This is a genomic window from Oceanobacillus luteolus (genome assembly GCF_023715655.1).
Taxonomy (GTDB): domain Bacteria; phylum Bacillota; class Bacilli; order Bacillales; family Amphibacillaceae; genus Oceanobacillus; species Oceanobacillus luteolus.
This window is the reverse complement of sequence record NZ_JAMBON010000051.1, coordinates 1-17,967: the sequence shown is the minus strand read 5'-3', so window position 1 is coordinate 17,967 and position 17,967 is coordinate 1. Positions and strand designations below refer to the sequence as shown.

General features: G+C 39.3%; 17 protein-coding genes and 1 pseudogene. 11 read left to right on the top strand and 7 right to left on the bottom strand.

Going from position 1 to position 17,967, the window contains the following annotated elements; all coding sequences use genetic code 11:
• Positions 1 to 292: 292 nt before the first annotated feature.
• Together M3210_RS17855 and M3210_RS17850 are read left to right on the top strand one after the other, a co-directional pair.
• Complete coding sequence (locus tag M3210_RS17855; RefSeq protein ID WP_251517220.1) at positions 293 to 1,828, top strand: YifB family Mg chelatase-like AAA ATPase; 1,536 nt, start codon at positions 293 to 295, stop codon at positions 1,826 to 1,828.
• Positions 1,829 to 1,830: 2 nt separating this feature from the next.
• Complete coding sequence (locus tag M3210_RS17850) at positions 1,831 to 2,394, top strand: transposase (protein WP_251517217.1); 564 nt, start codon at positions 1,831 to 1,833, stop codon at positions 2,392 to 2,394.
• A gap of 586 nt (positions 2,395 to 2,980) precedes the next feature.
• On the opposite strand, the gene M3210_RS17845 is transcribed toward M3210_RS17850, so the two are convergent.
• The 3 genes from M3210_RS17845 to M3210_RS17835 all read right to left on the bottom strand — a co-directional run bounded on the left by M3210_RS17845 (position 2,981) and on the right by M3210_RS17835 (position 4,826).
• On the bottom strand, positions 2,981 to 3,775 hold the full coding sequence (locus tag M3210_RS17845; protein ID WP_251517214.1) for a sunset domain-containing protein: 795 nt from the start codon (positions 3,773 to 3,775) through the stop codon (positions 2,981 to 2,983).
• Between the two features lie 164 nt (positions 3,776 to 3,939).
• Positions 3,940 to 4,236: a helix-turn-helix domain-containing protein gene (locus M3210_RS17840; protein ID WP_251517211.1), complete on the bottom strand. Its 297-nt coding sequence runs from the start codon at positions 4,234 to 4,236 to the stop codon at positions 3,940 to 3,942.
• 98 nt (positions 4,237 to 4,334) lie between these two features.
• A complete protein-coding gene (locus M3210_RS17835; protein WP_251517208.1) occupies positions 4,335 to 4,826 on the bottom strand; it encodes a competence protein ComK in 492 nt (163 codons plus the stop codon).
• Between the two features lie 326 nt (positions 4,827 to 5,152).
• Here M3210_RS17835 and M3210_RS17830 point away from each other — a divergent pair, with 326 nt between their 5' ends.
• The 4 genes from M3210_RS17830 to M3210_RS17815 all read left to right on the top strand — a co-directional run bounded on the left by M3210_RS17830 (position 5,153) and on the right by M3210_RS17815 (position 8,896).
• Complete coding sequence (locus M3210_RS17830) at positions 5,153 to 5,686, top strand: sigma-70 family RNA polymerase sigma factor (protein ID WP_251517205.1); 534 nt, start codon at positions 5,153 to 5,155, stop codon at positions 5,684 to 5,686.
• Positions 5,687 to 5,781: 95 nt separating this feature from the next.
• Positions 5,782 to 6,879, top strand: coding sequence for a DnaD domain-containing protein (locus M3210_RS17825; RefSeq protein ID WP_251517202.1), 1,098 nt, complete (start codon positions 5,782 to 5,784; stop codon positions 6,877 to 6,879).
• 429 nt (positions 6,880 to 7,308) lie between these two features.
• The gene (locus M3210_RS17820; RefSeq protein ID WP_251517198.1) at positions 7,309 to 8,448 is read left to right on the top strand and encodes a Fic family protein; all 1,140 of its coding nucleotides are present in this window, start codon (positions 7,309 to 7,311) and stop codon (positions 8,446 to 8,448) included.
• 124 nt (positions 8,449 to 8,572) lie between these two features.
• Positions 8,573 to 8,896: a hypothetical protein gene (locus M3210_RS17815; RefSeq protein WP_251517196.1), complete on the top strand. Its 324-nt coding sequence runs from the start codon at positions 8,573 to 8,575 to the stop codon at positions 8,894 to 8,896.
• Positions 8,897 to 9,094: 198 nt separating this feature from the next.
• Here the strand turns inward: M3210_RS17815 and M3210_RS17810 are convergent, their stop codons facing one another.
• On the bottom strand, positions 9,095 to 9,505 hold the full coding sequence (locus M3210_RS17810) for a hypothetical protein (protein ID WP_251517193.1): 411 nt from the start codon (positions 9,503 to 9,505) through the stop codon (positions 9,095 to 9,097).
• Between the two features lie 351 nt (positions 9,506 to 9,856).
• Between M3210_RS17810 and M3210_RS17805 the strand changes: the two genes are divergently transcribed.
• Positions 9,857 to 10,885 carry a plasmid pRiA4b ORF-3 family protein gene (locus tag M3210_RS17805; RefSeq protein WP_251517190.1) on the top strand — a complete coding sequence of 343 codons (1,029 nt, stop codon included), beginning with the start codon at positions 9,857 to 9,859 and terminating at the stop codon, positions 10,883 to 10,885.
• Between the two features lie 24 nt (positions 10,886 to 10,909).
• Positions 10,910 to 11,614, top strand: a pseudogene (menC, locus tag M3210_RS17800) (o-succinylbenzoate synthase); the annotation flags it as partial.
• A gap of 236 nt (positions 11,615 to 11,850) precedes the next feature.
• Here menC and gbsB read toward each other — a convergent pair.
• Both gbsB and betB read right to left on the bottom strand, forming a co-directional pair.
• Positions 11,851 to 13,059 (bottom strand): choline dehydrogenase, encoded by a 1,209-nt coding sequence (gene gbsB, locus M3210_RS17795; RefSeq protein WP_251517187.1) that lies wholly within the window; start codon positions 13,057 to 13,059, stop codon positions 11,851 to 11,853.
• A 54-nt stretch (positions 13,060 to 13,113) separates the two neighbouring features.
• The gene (gene betB, locus M3210_RS17790) at positions 13,114 to 14,583 is read right to left on the bottom strand and encodes a betaine-aldehyde dehydrogenase (protein WP_251517184.1); all 1,470 of its coding nucleotides are present in this window, start codon (positions 14,581 to 14,583) and stop codon (positions 13,114 to 13,116) included.
• Positions 14,584 to 14,870: 287 nt separating this feature from the next.
• Here betB and cudC point away from each other — a divergent pair, with 287 nt between their 5' ends.
• The 3 genes from cudC to M3210_RS17775 all read left to right on the top strand — a co-directional run bounded on the left by cudC (position 14,871) and on the right by M3210_RS17775 (position 17,117).
• A complete protein-coding gene (gene cudC / locus M3210_RS17785) occupies positions 14,871 to 15,428 on the top strand; it encodes a choline uptake/conversion transcriptional regulator CudC (RefSeq protein WP_251517181.1) in 558 nt (185 codons plus the stop codon).
• A gap of 24 nt (positions 15,429 to 15,452) precedes the next feature.
• Positions 15,453 to 16,358, top strand: coding sequence for a glycine betaine ABC transporter substrate-binding protein (locus tag M3210_RS17780; protein ID WP_251517178.1), 906 nt, complete (start codon positions 15,453 to 15,455; stop codon positions 16,356 to 16,358).
• Between the two features lie 183 nt (positions 16,359 to 16,541).
• The gene (locus M3210_RS17775; protein WP_251517176.1) at positions 16,542 to 17,117 is read left to right on the top strand and encodes a sce7726 family protein; all 576 of its coding nucleotides are present in this window, start codon (positions 16,542 to 16,544) and stop codon (positions 17,115 to 17,117) included.
• A gap of 44 nt (positions 17,118 to 17,161) precedes the next feature.
• Here M3210_RS17775 and M3210_RS17770 read toward each other — a convergent pair whose 3' ends face one another.
• Positions 17,162 to 17,821 (bottom strand): beta family protein, encoded by a 660-nt coding sequence (locus M3210_RS17770; RefSeq protein ID WP_251517173.1) that lies wholly within the window; start codon positions 17,819 to 17,821, stop codon positions 17,162 to 17,164.
• Between the last annotated feature and the right edge of the window lie 146 nt (positions 17,822 to 17,967).

Below are 17,967 nucleotides of genomic sequence, written 5' to 3'. Positions count from 1 at the left end.
CGAAATTGGATCAACTACTACCTTGGTCACCGTCCATTCCAGCGGAATGTCGTGTACCAAATAAAACTAAATAAATCATAACAATAGTCCACATCTAAAACTAGGTGTGGATTATTTGACGTTTACATTATTTGACGTTTACAAATAAAGTAATGAAAACATAATGTTGATTTATTTTTACCGTCAATAATTCATTTTTTTCTTTTATGAATACGAACGTAGGTTCTTGACTTACGCATGGAAATCGCTTATCTTGTATGTAATCAAATAAAACAAAAAGCGAGGTGGCGAAATGGCGACGCTGGTTTCGAGTATTGGTCTTAGAGGAATCGAGGGGTACAAAGTTCAGGTCGAGGTGCAGTTGCTCCCAGGAAATGAAGGAGTCACCATCGTTGGACTGCCTGATGCTTCGGTGAAGGAATCAAAGGATCGGGTGATGGCAGCGCTGTATGCGTATGACTGTGAAATTCCGGATAAGAAAATCATCGTCAACCTGTCTCCTACAGAGGAACGTAAGAATAGTCCATTTTTCGATTTGGCAATGGCAATCGGCATTATGAAAGAAGCTGGAGAGTTTAAGGATCCAATTCCTGAAGATGCTGTATTTTTGGGTGTGTTGTCCCTTGATGGTTCAGTGAAGTCTGTCGATGGGATGCTGCCAGCGATTATTGCTGCGAAGAAAGAAGGATTTAAGCGGTTATATCTGCCTGTAGATCACGAACTTCCTATTCACCACATCGATGGGATTGAATTTTACTTTGCTGAGACGCTACAAGATGTCATCGATTCATTTTCCGGTCAGTTATCTACTTTCCATATCTCCTCAAAGAACACCACCCAAAGTTCAGGAAATCCTGAAATAATCTACACGAAAGACTTCCAACATGTCCTCGGTCATCAACATGCAAAAAGGGCATTGGAAATCGCTGCAGCTGGTGGACATCATGTGTTAATGGTTGGTCCGCCGGGATGTGGAAAGAGTTTGCTTGCGGAAACGTATCCATCCATTCTCCCGCCCTTGAAACAAGAGAGTCAATTTGAAGTCATGAGCATTTATCAATTGGCAGGTGTAACGATCCATCAATCGGGACTCGCCCCTTTTCGTGAACCCCATCATTCGGCTTCAGCGGTCTCCCTAATTGGAGGAGGATCTAATCCAAAACCTGGTGAAGTATCACTTGCTCACCATGGTGTATTATTCCTTGATGAAATGACTGAGTTTCCCAAACGAACGTTGGACATGCTCAGGCAACCGCTAGAATCCGGTAAGGTAACGATTAGTCGGGCTGCTTCCACCGTCACTTATCCGGCTAAATTCCAAATGTTAGGTGCGATGAATCCCTGTCCTTGTGGTTATATAGGTTCAAGGCATTACTATTGCACATGCACACCAAAGCAGATTGCAAAATACCAAAATAGAATTTCAGGGCCAATTGAGGATCGGATGGATATTTTGCTCAAACTAGATGCTGTTATCTTGGAAAATGAATCGGAAATCCAAAATGAAACATCCGCAGAAATCCGCACTCGAGTAATTAAAGCTAGGGAAAGGCAATACGAACGTTATCATGGTGATTTTACGAATGCAACAGTAGAAAATGAAAAGTTAATGACTTACATCCACCTTACTCCCGAGCAACAGGAAATGATGCACCAATGGACAAGCAAACACAATTGGAGCACTCGAGTACAAATGAAAATCCTCCGTCTCGCTCGTACCATATCTGATTTAAGTGGGCATAATGACATAACGAATGAAGCAATCTGGGAATCTGTCAACCTTCGTCGCTCTCAAGTCAATGACAAGAGAATCGAGGTGGCAAAGTAAAATTGGGAAGGAAGAAACGCACTTGGGTACCCCATGCCTTTTATCATATTGTGAGCCGTGGCAACCGCAGAGAAAATCTGTTTCATGACGAAGGCGATTTTAAAACGTTTTTATATATCTTGCAAACGGTAAACAGAAAAGTCCCTTTTGAGCTTTCCTCCTACTGTCTGATGAACAACCACTTTCATCTCCAACTCCGTTCGCGCAAGCAACCCGTCTCCAAAGTAATGTCCCTCATTAATAAACGCTACGCAGACTATTACAACACGAAGAACAATTATTCCGGACATGTTTTTGAAAAACGCTATTTCGATAAAATCATCGATACGAAGACTGGCATGCTTGAAGTGAGCCGTTATATTCATCTGAATCCGCTGGAGGCGGGGATGGTGGAAAAAGCAGAGAAATACAAGTGGAGCAGTTACCGATATTATCTTTATCTTCAGAGAGGTCCATTTTTAAATATGAATGTGATTTTGGATTACTTTTCTGGGGATGAGATGGAGAAGCGGAGGAAATATCGGGAATTTGTGGAGGAGGGGACTAAGGAGGTTCTTTATAATTAAAATGTATGATGGTAATGAAAATAGGGAGGTTCAAGCATGGACAAGGAAACTTTATAGGCTTTAAGAAGTGTATTGCAAGATGAATTGAAGCCGATAAATAGCACTTTATACGGTTAAGGATAATGTTTCCCTGCTGAAGAACGATCTAACTTTAGTGAAGCATGATGTAACTGAAATTAAACAGGGACAGCTCCAATTATCCAAAGATATCTCTGCCAGTCTAGGCAACTATCATGATAGAGAGGCATGTCGACAGCAGGACTGAAGCTTTGAATAAGCGAGTCTATCATCTTGAATCCGAAATGGAAGAGGTTACACGGAAATTGGATTGATTATTGCTTCTAGTTAATTGGTATTCACTTAATTACAAGCAGTCTAATATAAATTAGGTTAAGAGCTAGTGCTGGATAATAATATCAGTTCTAGCTCTTATTTTTTACCTGTCACCAATCGAAATATGTCAGATTATATAACGAAGTGATCGATTTTACTGGAGTGCTTGATGGGATTTGGTCAGCCCTTCTATGATGAAACAGTCATTTTTTGTGAGCGACTACTTAAATTGGTTATATTATAATCGGGTAGTCTACCGCTTCGGCGCCCTATACCCAGCATTTTCAGCCTCATCCGTTGAACAGAACCACTGTACCACGTTTTTCGTTCGTTCATAGTATGTGCTTCCAGGCACGTGATAGATTCCACTTTCACTGCCTTTTATATTACATTCACCGGATGAAGCACTAGTAGCAGTTGAACTACTGTTTTGGCTAGAGTTACTCGACTCGCCAGAGCTTGAAGTGTTACCCGAACTATTGGACCCGGATGCTTGTCCAGAAGCACTTGCTGTTTTACTAGTGCTTTCATTACTTTCTTCAGTGGTAGATTTGTTTTTATTAGATGAACTGGAGCTTGCTGCCACACTGCTGCTTGCTACTTTTTGTTCGTTAGTTGCAGTGCTCTCAGCAGTTTGTTTAAGCTCATCCACTTCTTTTTCAAGATCAGCTTTTTCTTCCGCTAATTGCTCCTTTTCTTCTTCCAATGTACTGTATTTCTTTTGAAGCGAATCGTTTTCCTTTGTTGTAATTGCTAATTCATCTTCCAAGTCTGAGACAGAGATGTTCAGCGTTTCTAACTCTTCTTCCAACTCTTCCTTGTTGCTTTCCAACGTTATGATTTGTTCGGTCAGTTCTTCATTCTTTTCTTGTTCCTGTTGTAAATCGACATAAACCTGGTTGTTTCCAATGCTCAAACCAAACATAAAAAGAAACAAAATAAAAGATGCTGCAGAATACCCAACTTTTTTCCATTTCCCCACATTCTTCATGCGGAACCACACTAAAAAAAGCACAGTAGATAGTAGCAAAATCAAAAGAATCTCCATTCATGTTCCCCCTGCTATTGTATTGGTTAATGCGAATAAACTTATATATCAAAAAAATATAACGGGGTTACCCATTATATTTTTTTATTCTGCAAGTGATCTACTATGCAGTTCTATGCTGTTTTCATGTTGTGTGGATTGGTGTGGACGTAGGTCTTATATGATTATTTTTTCTTTCGCCGTCTGCGTTTCGGATTAGGTACATGAGGCAGGACTTCTATGTATTTTTCTGTTCCTTCATATAATGCATTTGGCTCTATCTCTAAAGCTTTTGCAAGTCTAGCAATAGTAAAAGCCATCGGTGATTGTTGTCCATGCTCCAGTTTAAGAATATTTTTATCATCGAGTTGGCTACTGTAAGCTAACTCTTCTAGTGACATACCTCTCGCCATACGATACTTTTCTATGTTTTCCCCAACTATTTCCTGAAATTTGATTTCTTCCTTCTTTTTATTAGTCATGTATTGGTTCCTTTCATTTACTTCATTATTCAATGAAAGAAAAAAACACAGAACCGCTTGGAGGCCACCAATGTATGCAATTTTGGGAGTATTCTGTATTAAATTGTTAAGTTATAGGAAGGGATTTCAGTCTCCCCGTTAGAAAAGGTAAGCTGGCACAATTCTGTTCGCTTTATCTGGTTTTGTATGGTAAAGGGGGAGACGTCAACGGTGATACATTCGTTATTGTTAAATAGGATAGTAGTTTTCGAGTCTGAAGACGGATGTATGGAATAGATATGACGGTGGAACAGCCATGCACAGTTGTAATCGGTGGGGGAGTGTGTCGGGAAGGCGTATAGGTTCCAGTAGATGCTGATAGGTATAGGCACTTTTCTCTTCACCCCGGTTTGGTGCATGACGGATTCCCTTCTGCCTTCATAGCTGGAACCGTAAGTTAAACATGCTTCCTTAATCAGATGCAACGCAGGTTTTTTTACATGAATCTTTTGATCTTGTTCGAGGACAATGGTGTCATATTCCAATGTGTAGGCGGGAAGAAGAGCAACTGTTTGTTGATTGATATGATAATCTGAGAGAATTACATTCATGATGTAGAACCACCCTTTCTTTTGATATTTTGTTCGCTGGGATTTTACTAGAGACTGCTTGCTTGTATTTGATTATGTCGATAAGATTTAAAGTTTAGTACCGCTTGGAAGCCACTTTAAGGAATGAAAATAATGCAGCTAACTTAATTTAAGCTCTTTAAAATCAAATTATGTGACACGTTTCGAGTACTTTTTTATATGAACGTGGATTATTCTAAAATTATTTCAGCCTTTTATGCTTCATTTGCATAAATAAGGCTGTTTTTCATTTGCTATAGCTTTTTTTATGATAGAAAAGAGTTTTGAATAAAGGAGGGTGTCTCACAGTGACAGATCACAAGCAATTTACATTCGAGGAGATTTTTAAACAGAATGAGAACCGGGTTCATTACCAAATGCACAAGCTTGGCATCCGAGATCCGGACGGGGAGTTTTACTCGGAAGGGCTTTATGCGATGTGGCGAGCCTACAAAAGATACGAGCCTGATAAAGGTCCAATGTCCACCTATTTCAACTACACGATCCGCTATTCGCTGCTAGACCTCATGCGCAAGAAAATCCAGCAGAAAGAAAAAGAACAAGCCTTCCTCCATCAAGAGATCACCTCGATCACCAGTGGAAACAGAAGCAGCAACTCCTCACTCCTACCAATACCAGAGATGAAAATTATCGATGAAAAGCTATGGAAAGAAATATTCTCCCATTTAACAGTGAAGCAACGCAAATGGGTGTATGATGCCATTATTCGTGATATGTCTTTGAATGAGATTGCGGAGAAAGAAGGGGTTAGTGTTGAGGCAGTGAAGAGTTGGGGGAAGCAGGCGAGGAAGAAGTTGAGAAAAGTATTGATTATGGAGTAATTGGAGTGTGTCTTATCGGGGCAGGACCGGGTACAGATAATAACCGTTCTGACTCCGATATGATGTTCTATTAATAATAGAAAGGAATGGAAAAAATGAATTACATTAAAGAAATTAACGCATTATATGATCGTCAGGAACAGACACCCCTTTCAGGATCGGCAATTGCCTTGTGGTATGCACTCATGCATATCAACAATAAAACAAGATGGAAAAATACATTCACATCGCCTGGTTCAGTGCTTCGGAATAAGGCAGGTCTGACCGAGAGTAGTTTTAAACGGGCGCGGGCTGAACTTGAGAGCCTTGGTTATATAGAGGTGGAGTCGCAGGGAAGAGGGAAGGCGCCGGTTTATAAGATGAATAGTTTAGTAGTGGAAGATGAAGAAGTTTTTGGGATTGATGCAGTTTTCCAGGGAAGCGAGACGGAGGTATCCGTTCATAGTATTTCAAATGGTAGAAAGGAAGAACATATTTTAGAGACAGGAGATCAAGAACATCTGCAAAGCAAACCTCATTTGACCCATCATGCGGACCAATCGATAAACCCTCCACCGGTCCATAACATGAACGAGCAGTTGCCCCATGGTCCGGACCAACTGGTGACCCATCTTCCGGACCATAAGTCGGCCCCTTTATATAAACAATACATAAACAAAACAAATACAAAACGAAACAATACAAATGCATCTGCAGCTGATACAGGCGCGGGTGTATTTGTGGACCAAGGAAATGAACCAGTGGAAAATGGAACGGATGCGATTGTGTTTTACCAAGAAAACTTTGGCTTGGTCGGTCCTTTTGTTGCGGAATCACTACAAGATTGGATTCAAACTCTTGGTGAAGAATTAGTGATTGAGGCGATGAAACGTGCGTTGGAGCGAAATAAGACGTCTTGGGGATATGTGAAGAGTATTTTGAATGACTGGTATAAGAAGGGGATTCGTACTGTCGGTCAGGCAGAGGCGGAGTTAGTCGCTTTTGAGAATGAGCGGAGAGAGAAGAAAGGGTTGAGTGGTGGTTTTTTTGTGAAGAAAAGAGATATTATTCCCGAGTGGTATGGGGAAGAGGAGCGGAAACGGAAGGAGAGGGAGTTGGAAAAGAAGAATAGAGAGGAGGAAGTGACGGTGCAGCAGGTGGAAGAGGTGATGAGGAGGTATTGGGAGGAGGAAGGTGAGGAGGTTGTTAACTAGCTTCATTCCCTTATTGTATGTTCAAGAATTATGTTATTTATTGTGTTCGACTGATGTTTTATCCCAATTCAATCATCTAAAGTTAATGGAAGGAATTCCCCTTTTTCGGTGGAGTCATTTTAGGAGTACAAGCATCCGTTTCCATACTGAATTAACGCCAGTGATAAAAATGTGATAAATAAAGTATAGTTATTAAAAACAAGGACAAGCAGATCAGTCAGTTGTTTATTTATAGTTAAGTTAGCTTGCCACGATCTAGACATGCTTGTCTCTTTGAATTTCAGAGAGGAATAGAACAGTGTATTTCGGAGTGTATAAACTTTGTAGGTGTTTTGTGTAAAATTAAAAGATTTATTAAGTAAATATATTCATTATTTTGAGCTAAGACGTATAAAAGTGTATATTTAAGTAAATATACTAAATAAGGAGGTGTTGGTTTTGGCTAGAAAAGGTATCACAAAACTTCCTATTAGTGTAAAAACAGAAGAAGCGTTACAGATTCTTGAAATATTATCAAAAATAAATCACAAAATTGGGCGTTTGGAGGAAAGGTTTAATCACTCCATTGTTAATAAGAGTCTCATTCAACTCCTACAATTAAGTGAATCGGTTGAATCAACAAGGATTGAAGGTACCCAAGTTACTTTCACAGATGTGGTAGAAGAACAGAATGATAGTAACCCTCGACGGGAAATTACTGAAGTTAAAAATTATCGTGAAGCACTACAAGAGGGGACCGAGCGAATAAGAAATGGATATCCAGTATCTTGGAGATTGATAAGAGATTTGCACGGAATACTAATGCAAGGTGCAAGAGGTTCGGTTCAAGCTTCTGGTGATTATCGAAAGGTGCAAAATTTTATTGGGCCCTCAAATAGAATAGAAGATGCAACTTACATTCCAATTTCTGCTGATGAAATCGAAGAGTATATGCAGAATCTAGAGTATTTTATTAATAAACATCCATACAATGAGAGACTAACAACGGATCATCTACCTGCTGACGGCTACATTTTTGATGAAGATGCAAATCCACTTATAAAGACTGCTATTATGCATGCTCAATTTGAATCTATTCATCCATTCTTAGATGGAAATGGTCGTCTTGGCCGTATTTTAATTGTGCTTTCACTGATGCAATCCAAAATTATTACACAGCCGATATTTTTTGTCAGTGAGGAACTGGAAGAGGAGCGTGCCTTATATTACGACATGTTAAATGGAGTAAGAGGAGAGAATCCCGAGTGGGGCGATTGGATTTTGTTCTTTCTAAAAGCTTGTGATCGCATGGCAACACGCATTTATGAAAAACTAGAAAAGGCCGATAGATTAGCGAGTGAAGGTTTAATTAAATGTCAACTGGAATCGGAAAAAAGGGTTTGGCTCTATACCTTTTCGGATCCATTTACAACCGCCAAAAAAGTTGCCGAACATCTTGGCATATCTACGAATACTGCTAGGAATGCACTTAATACACTAGCGGAGAAAAAGTTATTATTTTCAGATCGGGAAGTGAAGAGAAATAAAAAATATCGTAATTATGATTTGATGCGTATTTTAAGAAGCTAGTAAATTCTACGTGCCTAGTATAGTAAATAGTTCAAAACAATAAGAAAGACCATCGTTTTCATTGTAGAATAGAAGTACCTATCACAGAACTTCCTACTACACCCAGTCAAAGGAGATGAAAACGATGGTCCAACCATTATTGAACCATATTCAAGATAGAAATGGAAGTCGATGGGCAGAATTTATTCGGAAAACAGGGGGAGAAAATATTTTATTAGTGGCTGTGGATGCAGCCAAATATATACATAAAGCGATGATTTGTACGTTTTATGGGGACATTCTGGTTAAGCCTTTTGAGTTTGATGCATCAGAAACTGGATTTAATAAGCTAAGAGAAGCAGTGCGGAGAGAGAAAGAAAAGCATGATATGAAGGGGTGTGAGGTGAACTCTCTGGACGAGTTCCCTCTTATTGCGGCGTTTTTTCGGTGGTTGGGCTACAGGGTTTAAGTTATAGAAACTTCCACTGCCAAGACCAACATTGAAAATTAATAGCTATGACCTAAAGAATCATATCGGATATATTCTATGAAAGATGAGAGGAAGAGCCATGTGCGGGAAAATCGTAAGCACGGTTTTCAGAGGGGTGTGAGGCACAATTTGATGTGCAAATTTGTCGGAGAGGCTTCACTGCCCTACTCGACCTTATTAGTCTCTTCGTTCTTCTAATATATCTTTAATGATTTCACTGTGAACGACAGCCCATGCATTCTCTTTAAAATGAAAAATTAAGCTAACCGTAAGTATCATCAAATAGATTGTCCCGAAAATCATCCAATTCATGTTTCCATTACCAATAATATAATCTTCGAGTGGTTTAGAAAACAGCACGAGTAACCATGGTATAGCCGTTGCGAATATTGGGATGATCCCTATTCCTCCTTTTTCTTTTGCTACTTGATAATAGATAAGTTGTAATGTGTCACTGTCGAGGGATTGATAAAATTCTTTTATTTCTCCTGTTTCTTTTAAATAATGGCTCTTTGTTATGTCACCGGGGGCCATCTCCCGAAGACGAAGATAAAGTTTATGGGCATCGCCACGCGTTGAAAATTTCATCTGAACTTCTCCATTCATTTTGAAATCTCTTTGTATTTTTGGCCAAATAGTGAAAATCATGCATTTGTTTTCTGTGAATTCTACGTGCCTGTCACCACCCGAACTATGTCGAATTTTGTCGGGTGGGATATTTTAGAGCTAGGAGCAGTGAAAATTCCCTATTATTTTTTTGTGCAAACTTCTAACATTTTGGTCGCAAAAATCATAACTTTTTTTGCACTAAACAGTTCCCAATCTGTAAAAGTTTATTATAATGACTTGAAAGAGAGTAGTAAATATGCTGTTATAGTATTAAGCAAAATCGTTCGACATACTGAAATAGCTTAATATTATTTGCTGGAGGAATAAGAAGTGAAAAACAAAATGACACCAGTACGTCTTCACTTAGAATTATCTGATGATTATCTATCAGATTATCAACGAAGAATGTTAAAAAGGTATGGTGAGTCTAGTGACGGTAAGTCGATAACGCGAGACATCCTTATCCCTTCCGACATGCCACTGCATAATCTTCATTATACGATTCAAAAATTGTTCGGCTGGCAAAATTCACACTTGCGGCGTTTTATTTTACCAGATGATATCTATCAACAATTAACAGGGAATACAGTGAAAGGCTGGGCAAATTTAGTAGGTGTTTTATTCCAAGCCCCATCGGAAGCAACGAAGGATCTATTTTGGGATGATGATTATAAAAGTGGAAGTATTAATACATGGCTCAGAAAAAAATATACGGGTCCCTACGTGTATGGTGGAATAATGGAGCATCCCGAAATAGCCAAGCGTGATATACAGGAATTATTAGAGCGCTTTGAAACAATTGAGGTTCAAGAATCCTTTGACTCTTTTCTTGCACGAAAGAAATCAAATAAAAATGCTGGGGCGAAAGTACTTAAAACAGACTCATTAATCAATCTCACCCTGGATGAAATGAATGCTACTATATTTTTGGAGGGTGGGACGGAAAGTTTATTGGAACGGCTGGAAGTGAACAAGCTTCTCGCATCTCCAGATGAAGAACTTACCTCAGATGAATGGTTTCCTGTCACGAAGGAGCTTCTTTACAATTATGATTTTGGTGATGATTGGGTCGTTAAGATAACGAAACCTCATGATTGCGAAGACCTTTTAGAACAGAATAGGCTTGGTGAAGACGAGCTTGAAGAAGCAAGAAATACAGTCATCGATAAGCATAAACCAGTTTGTATTCATAAAGAAGGTATTTCCGTATTGGATGATGTAGGCGGACTGAGCGGATTTGCTGACTTTTTAGGGACAATCTATGAAGAAGATAATAAAGAGGAAGCCTCGCAAGCCCGTACTTGGGCACGAAGTTTCGGATGGAATGCAGCGAAGATTTCTTGTAAGAAAATGTTGTGATGTTGGTGCCTGGCACCGCCCGAACTAAGTATTGGTATTCAACCGACAATTGAACATCTTGTCGACTTGGTAGATGGCTATATAAAAGAAGGATACAAACGGATGAAGGTGAAAATAAAGCCGGGCTGGGATGTAGAAGTGATTCGCACACTTCGTGAAAAATTCCCGGATGTGGCAATTATGGCAGATGCAAACTCTGCCTATCGCTTAGAGGATATCAATCTGTTAAAACAGTTGGACGAATTCGATTTGATGATGATTGAACAACCTCTAGCTTCCGATGACATAATCGATCATGCGCGCTTGCAAAAAGAGCTGAATACTCCTATATGCTTGGATGAAAGTATTCATTCGTTGGAGGACGCACGAAAAGCGGTTGAGCTAGGCAGTACTGAAATTATTAATATTAAAATCGGTCGGGTCGGCGGCTTGACAGAGGCGAAGAAAATCCATGATTACTGCAGTCAAAATCATATTCCAGTCTGGTGCGGAGGAATGCTCGAGTCCGGGATTGGAAGAGCACATAATATCGCTTTGACAACTTTATCAAATTTTACACTGCCAGGAGATACTGCCGGCTCCAATCGATATTGGGAGAAAGACGTTATTCTACCCGAAGTTGTAGCTGAGAATGGTCATATAGAAGTACCTAAATCAGTTGGTATCGGTTATGAAGTGGATCGAGAAGCGATAGAGGCTTTTACGGTTGAGAAGAAGCATTATCGGTAAGCTTAAATTTTTGAACTTAGGGATGTCATTACTTGGGGTTCGTCATATTCATTTAACAACCGCTACATCTTGAACTCGGGGCGCCTGCCACCACCAGAATGACAATTTGAAGGATATAATCTGACTACTTGTCGGCCTGATGAGGTAACCGTACGAACAACTTCCCTCTGTCTAAATTAAACAACTCCGTTCATGAATGAATCATGAACGGAGTTGTTTTGCTATATGATTAAACATTACAACGTCTTAGGAACCAAATTAAAGCAACGTTTATAAATCCACTTATAATCTTCCTCCGTTAAGTCACGTGGATTCCCTACTGTTTGAGGATCTTTCATTGCTTCTTTTGAAAGTCTATCAATCATGTCAGGGGATACACCCTGTTCTTCTAGAGTTGGAATATCCAAGTCTTCTGCAAGTTTATAAACTTCATTAACCGCTGCTTTTGCTGCTTCTTCTGTTGTCATATGGAGTGTATTCACGCCGAGAGCTTGTGCGATTCTAGCAAATTTAGCCGGATGTCCTTTCCAGTTGTATTCCATAACAGGACCCATCATGGTTGCAACACACTGGCCATGTGCAACCGGGATAATACCACCAAGTGTTTGAGACATGGCATGCGCTGCTCCTGCCGATTCACTTCCGTAAGCTAATCCTGCAAGCATGGCAGCTTGAGCCATTCCGTATCTTGCCTCAATGTCACCGCCATCTGAGTAAGCACGACGAATATATTTTCCAACATATTCGATAGCAAGGAGTGCGACTGCATCTGTAACCGGTTGGGCATAGTGCATCGTGTAGCATTCGATGGCATGTGCAAGTGCATCAATTCCTGTCATTGCTGTTACGTGTGGAGGCATGGAAACATGTAATTCTGGATCGATAATCGTTAAGTGAGCAGCGATGAGCGGACCGCCTGTATTAAATTTGAATTCACGTTCCTCATCTGTAATCACTGCCCACTGTGTTACTTCTGATCCAGTCCCAGCTGTTGTAGGGATAGTAGTTAGCGGTGGAATGCGGTGCTCAAGCGGCTTTTTCCCTTCTGCTGCTTCATATTCTAAAACGGGAGCGTTATGAGCAATTTCAACACCAATTGCTTTTGCTGTGTCCATGGAGCTTCCTCCGCCTACAGCAACGAGCCCATCACAGTTATCTTCTTTGTACTGCTTGCTTCCCTCTGCAATAAGACGTACTGGAGGGTTTGGTTCTACTTTATTAAATAAAGAAACTTCGATTCCAGCCTCTTTTAAATAGTTTTCAATTGGCTTCGTGATACCCGCATGATAGATTCCTGGGTCGGTTACAAGTAACGCTTTTGTCACGCCAAGGTTTTTAACCTCTTCTCCAACATGCTTGATGGATCCAATTCCGTGTTTAATCGCTGTTGGTAGTTCGAATTGGTGAAATTTATACATATGTTCTACTTTCATATTTAAACTCATTAATAATTGCCTCCTATGTACTGAATCATTATAGATTTGTTGTAGATTACTGTTTTAGAACCAGTTTATGGTTTCTGGTTTTAGATTTTGGAATACGTGTTTGGTTTCTTGGTATTCTTCGAGTCCCATGACTCCTAGTTCGCGGCCGATTCCAGATTGCTTATAACCACCCCATGGAGCGTGTGGGAAGTAGATATTAAAATCATTGATCCAGACGGTACCCATGCGCATTTTTGCAACACAGCGTTCTGCCTTTGCGATATCTTTTGTCCATACACCGCCGGATAGTCCGTAAATAGAATCATTTGCTAGTTTCATAGCTTCTTCTTCGGTTTCAAATTTCTCCACTGTAATGACCGGACCAAAAGCTTCGTCTTGAACAACACTCATGTCGGTCGTGCAATTTGTCAAAATGGTAGGTAGATAGAAAAATCCATTTTGAAGTTCTGCATCTTCTGGACGTCTGCCTCCGACTGCGACAGTTGCCCCTTCTTCGATTCCTTTTTCAACATACTTTTCCACTTTATTTAAATGTTCTTGTGAAATAAGTGGTCCCATCTGTGTTGTTTCATCAAAACCATTTCCAAGCTTGATTTTTTTCACGCGCTCAGTGAGTGCATCGACAAGTGTATTGTGGATGCTTTCTTCGACGATGATTCTCGTTCCAGCTGAACAGATTTGTCCAGCATGGAAGAAGACAGCATTTAAAGCTTGATCGATTGCGACTTCTAAATCAGCATCAGCAAAGATGACATTCGGATTCTTGCCACCGAGTTCGAGTGCGATTTTTTTCATATTATGACTTGCAGCTTGCATAATCGTTTTTCCTGTCTCAATTCCGCCGGTAAAGGAGATTAAATCTACATCCTTATGATTGGATAGTACTGCGCCGACTGTGTTTCCTGGGCCAAGTACAAGGTTGGCAACACCTTTAGGTACTCCAGCTTCTTCGATGAGTTCAAAGATTTTAATATGTGTAAGTGGTGTAATTTCACTCGGCTTGATGATGAGTGTGTTTCCAGTTACGAGAGCTGGAGCCAGTTTCCAAGATGCTTGAAGCAGTGGATAGTTCCAAGGAGTAATTTGCCCGCAGACACCAACAGGTTCTTTCACTACTTTGCTGATTGAATTTGGGATGGGGGAGTTTATGATTTGACCTCCATCTTTATCGGCAAGCTCCGCATAGTAACGGAAGACACCAGCAATATCTTCCATATCCCATCGGCTTTCTTCCAGTGTTTTTCCGGTATCTAATGATTCAAGCTTCGCGAGTTCCTCTTGGTCGCGTTCAATGAGATCCGCAATTTTGTTAACAATTTTTGCTCGTTCGGTTGCCGATGTATGTGGCCACTCACCATGGTCAAATGCTTCTCTTGCTGCAGCGATTGCCTTTTCGGAATCCTGTTCGTCTCCTTCGGCAACAACTGCAATGACCTCTTGGTTATATGGATTAATAATTTCTCTTGTATTTCCAGAGATGGCATCAACCCATTGGCCATTTATATATTGTTTTTTTATGTCCAATACAGAAACCTCCTAGTTGATCGTCAATAGCATTGTTAAGTTTGTTAAGAAAAAATTTAACGTTGTGAACAAATTTAATCTAACACATAAAAAAAGTTGTGTCAAAAAAATTCAGTTGATTTTTAAAACATATTCTAGATGAAAAATAATTTTATAATGTGATAGTAAATAGGTAATAACGCGTTTTTTCTTGTCAGTTCCACTTGACAATATTTTTAAAAAGCGTAGTATTTAATTTGTTAAGAAAAAATTTAACAAAGTGAACAACATACAAGGAGAGTTTGCCAGTGGAAAGCTCAAAAGATAAAGCAGCAAGAGAAAAAATAGAATTTGCAAAGGACCAAGTTATTGGTACTATCGCAGAAACGATGGATTTATACGGAGTGACGCCAGCCGCCGGTAGGTTGTACGCCACGATGTATTTTGAGGATAAAATGAATTTGGATGAGATGCTTGAAGAAGTTGGGATGACCAAGGCAAGCATGAGTACAAGTGTACGTAAGTTGCAGAACATTGGTTTTGTGAAACGTCTTTTTACGAGAGGTTCCAGAAAACATACGTATACAGCGGAAAAGAATTTTTTCAATACCTTTATGTCCTTCTATTGCCAACAATGGGAGCGGGAAGCGAGTATGAACTTGGATGCCGTTCATATTGCTGAGAAGGAATTGGCTAAAATTATTAATGATCCGTCAATAGCAGAGGAAATAAAAGCAGAAGCTGAAGAATATTACGAAATGCTGAATGAATCCAAAGTATATTACCATTGGTTAAGAAAATTAGCAGCAAGTATTCGTACCGGAGAAATATTTGAATTTTTACCAAAAGAAAACGATGAAAGCTAAATTTTATAGGAGGCAGTTTAATTCATGAGTGTTCGAAGGAGTATATTATTTGTCCTTACTTTATTAATGATAAGTGTGCTAGCGGCATGCGGGAATGGAGATGCGGAAGGTGCAGCTTCAGAGAGTGAGGCAGAAAGTGCGAATGAGACAATCGATATGGGACAGATTAGTTGGGCAGAAAACATTGCAGTCACAAATATGTGGAAAGTTATTCTTGAGGAAAAAGGATATGACGTTAAGTTCCATTTATTAGATATGGGGACACAAATGGCTGCATTGGCGAATGACGAGTTGGATGTCAACTTGGAATTTTGGCTGCCCGTTCAAGATAAGCACTATTTCGAACGATATCAAGAGGAAATCGATTTTTCAGAAGAAGTTTGGTATGACAATGCTAAAGTTGGACTAGTTGTACCAGCTTATATGGAAGATATCAATAGTATTGAAGATTTAAATGAGAACAAGGATCTGTTTGAGGGGAAGATTATTGGTTTTGATCCTGGTGCAGGAACAATGGATGTTACCGAAGAAATGATTGAGGAATACGAGTTGGAATTTGAGCTTGTACCAAGTTCCGAGCCAGCGATGATTACAGTTATCGAGGAGTCAGTCAAAGCGGAAGAACCGGTTGTCGCACCATTATGGAACCCGCATCGTGTGTTTTCAGAGATGGACTTAAAATATTTGGAAGACCCGAAAAAGTCATTCGGAGAAACGGAAAAAATTCATCATGCGAAAAGATTAGGTTTCGCTGACGATTACCCGGAAGTTGATCAATGGTTGAAGAACTGGAAAATGGATGATGATGCTATTGGTGAATTGATGAGCTATGTAGCTGAAGCAGAAGCGGCAGGGGAAGACCCGATTGTTGGTGCAGAAAAATGGGTGGACGACAATCGAGAGCTGGTTGATGAATGGTTAAGTGAATAAATAGGAATGACGGGAACGGATTCTATTCTCCTGATTTGAGGGGGAGTAGGTTCGTTCTTTTTTATGTAATAAGTCTCGAATAACCTTAGATGGTCAGCTTAAACTATATGATGGGGTTTACGATAAATAAAAAATCAATTGAAAAAAAACTTTAATGCTATAAAATAATATTAGGTGATAAAAATGAACAAGCTTGATGATAAGCAAATTCGAAAAGCATTGGTTTCTAGAGTATCTACTTATAAGGATTGTAAAATTTATGAAGAATTAACAGTGCCTTCTGGAAGAGCTCGTGCGGACGTAGTTGCTGTAAATGGCCATGTAATCGCGTACGAAATCAAAAGTGATTTTGATTCGATAAAACGATTAGAAACTCAAATTCCCGAATATGATAGGAATTTTGAAATGAATTATATTGTTGTAGGCTCGAAATACGCTGAGTCAATAGTTGATACTGTTCCTGAGTATTGGGGGATTATAGTAGCGACAAAAACTCGTCTAGATACGGTTAGACTATCTTTTATCAGAAAAGCTAGACTGAATCCAAATCATTCCTTTAAAGATTTCGTATCCTTGCTGTCTTCAAATGATATTAAGCGAATTGCTTCTAGAGATGAATTTTTAGGTAGGAAAATAACCAAGAGTCAAATTAGGAAGTTATTTAAACAAGATGTTATTAAGACATTAGATGAAACACTATCAGAGAAAATAAAATCCTTATTAAAAAAAGAAGTACGCATGCATATGAAGAACTCATAAAAGAAGCAGGCATTTCATTGCCTGCTCCAATTCTCTTTTCATTATCATAATTCATTAAGACAAACTACGGTATGTCTGTTTACTCCAATTGACGTCCAAACGGAAGGATTCCCTTTATTGGTATTGTCATCAACCACAGACTTAATATATTCATCTCCCCAGCAGTACTTTTCGTCAAATCCACTTAAGCTGGCAATCTGTTGGCAGACTTTAACAAAGTCATAATTTCCTTGACGTAGACCATTTCTAACAAACCAATAGTCGTTATCTAAAGTATACTTAACTTGGACTATTGCTCTGCCTCCTGTTGAAATGATAGGGCTTACAGAAGAATAGTCTCCAAACATCAAGTCAGTATCGTTAGAGGATATTTTCTTCATTTCATTAAATAATTCTTTTTCAATCCGAGGAAACTTGTAATTCTCATCTGATGCAACAGGTATACTGTTTGGTACCGCACCACTCATTACAATTACCGTTTTTCCTTTTAATAAACTTAATATAGGAGCAAAAGAAGTGACAAGGTCATTGCTAACGCTTTCAATAAACCCGAAATCTAATATTATCTTATTAGGTAGCTTGTCATAATTGCTCTGCAACCATTGATTGAAAAAGGTATTTACAACCACTAGCGTTGCATAAATAATACCAGAATTTTCAGTTTTAATCTTTTTTCTATTAGAGCCAAAAAAGTAAATACCCAACTAAAGGTGGCTCCATTCATTTTTTTACAATATACAATTAGACTTGAGCGACAGCCAGATTTTAAGAATTAAGAAGCACCTTTCCCTTCGATTTTTCGTACCCAGATATGCCCTGGTTTCCATAAGGCAGCTCTTAAATAACGGCT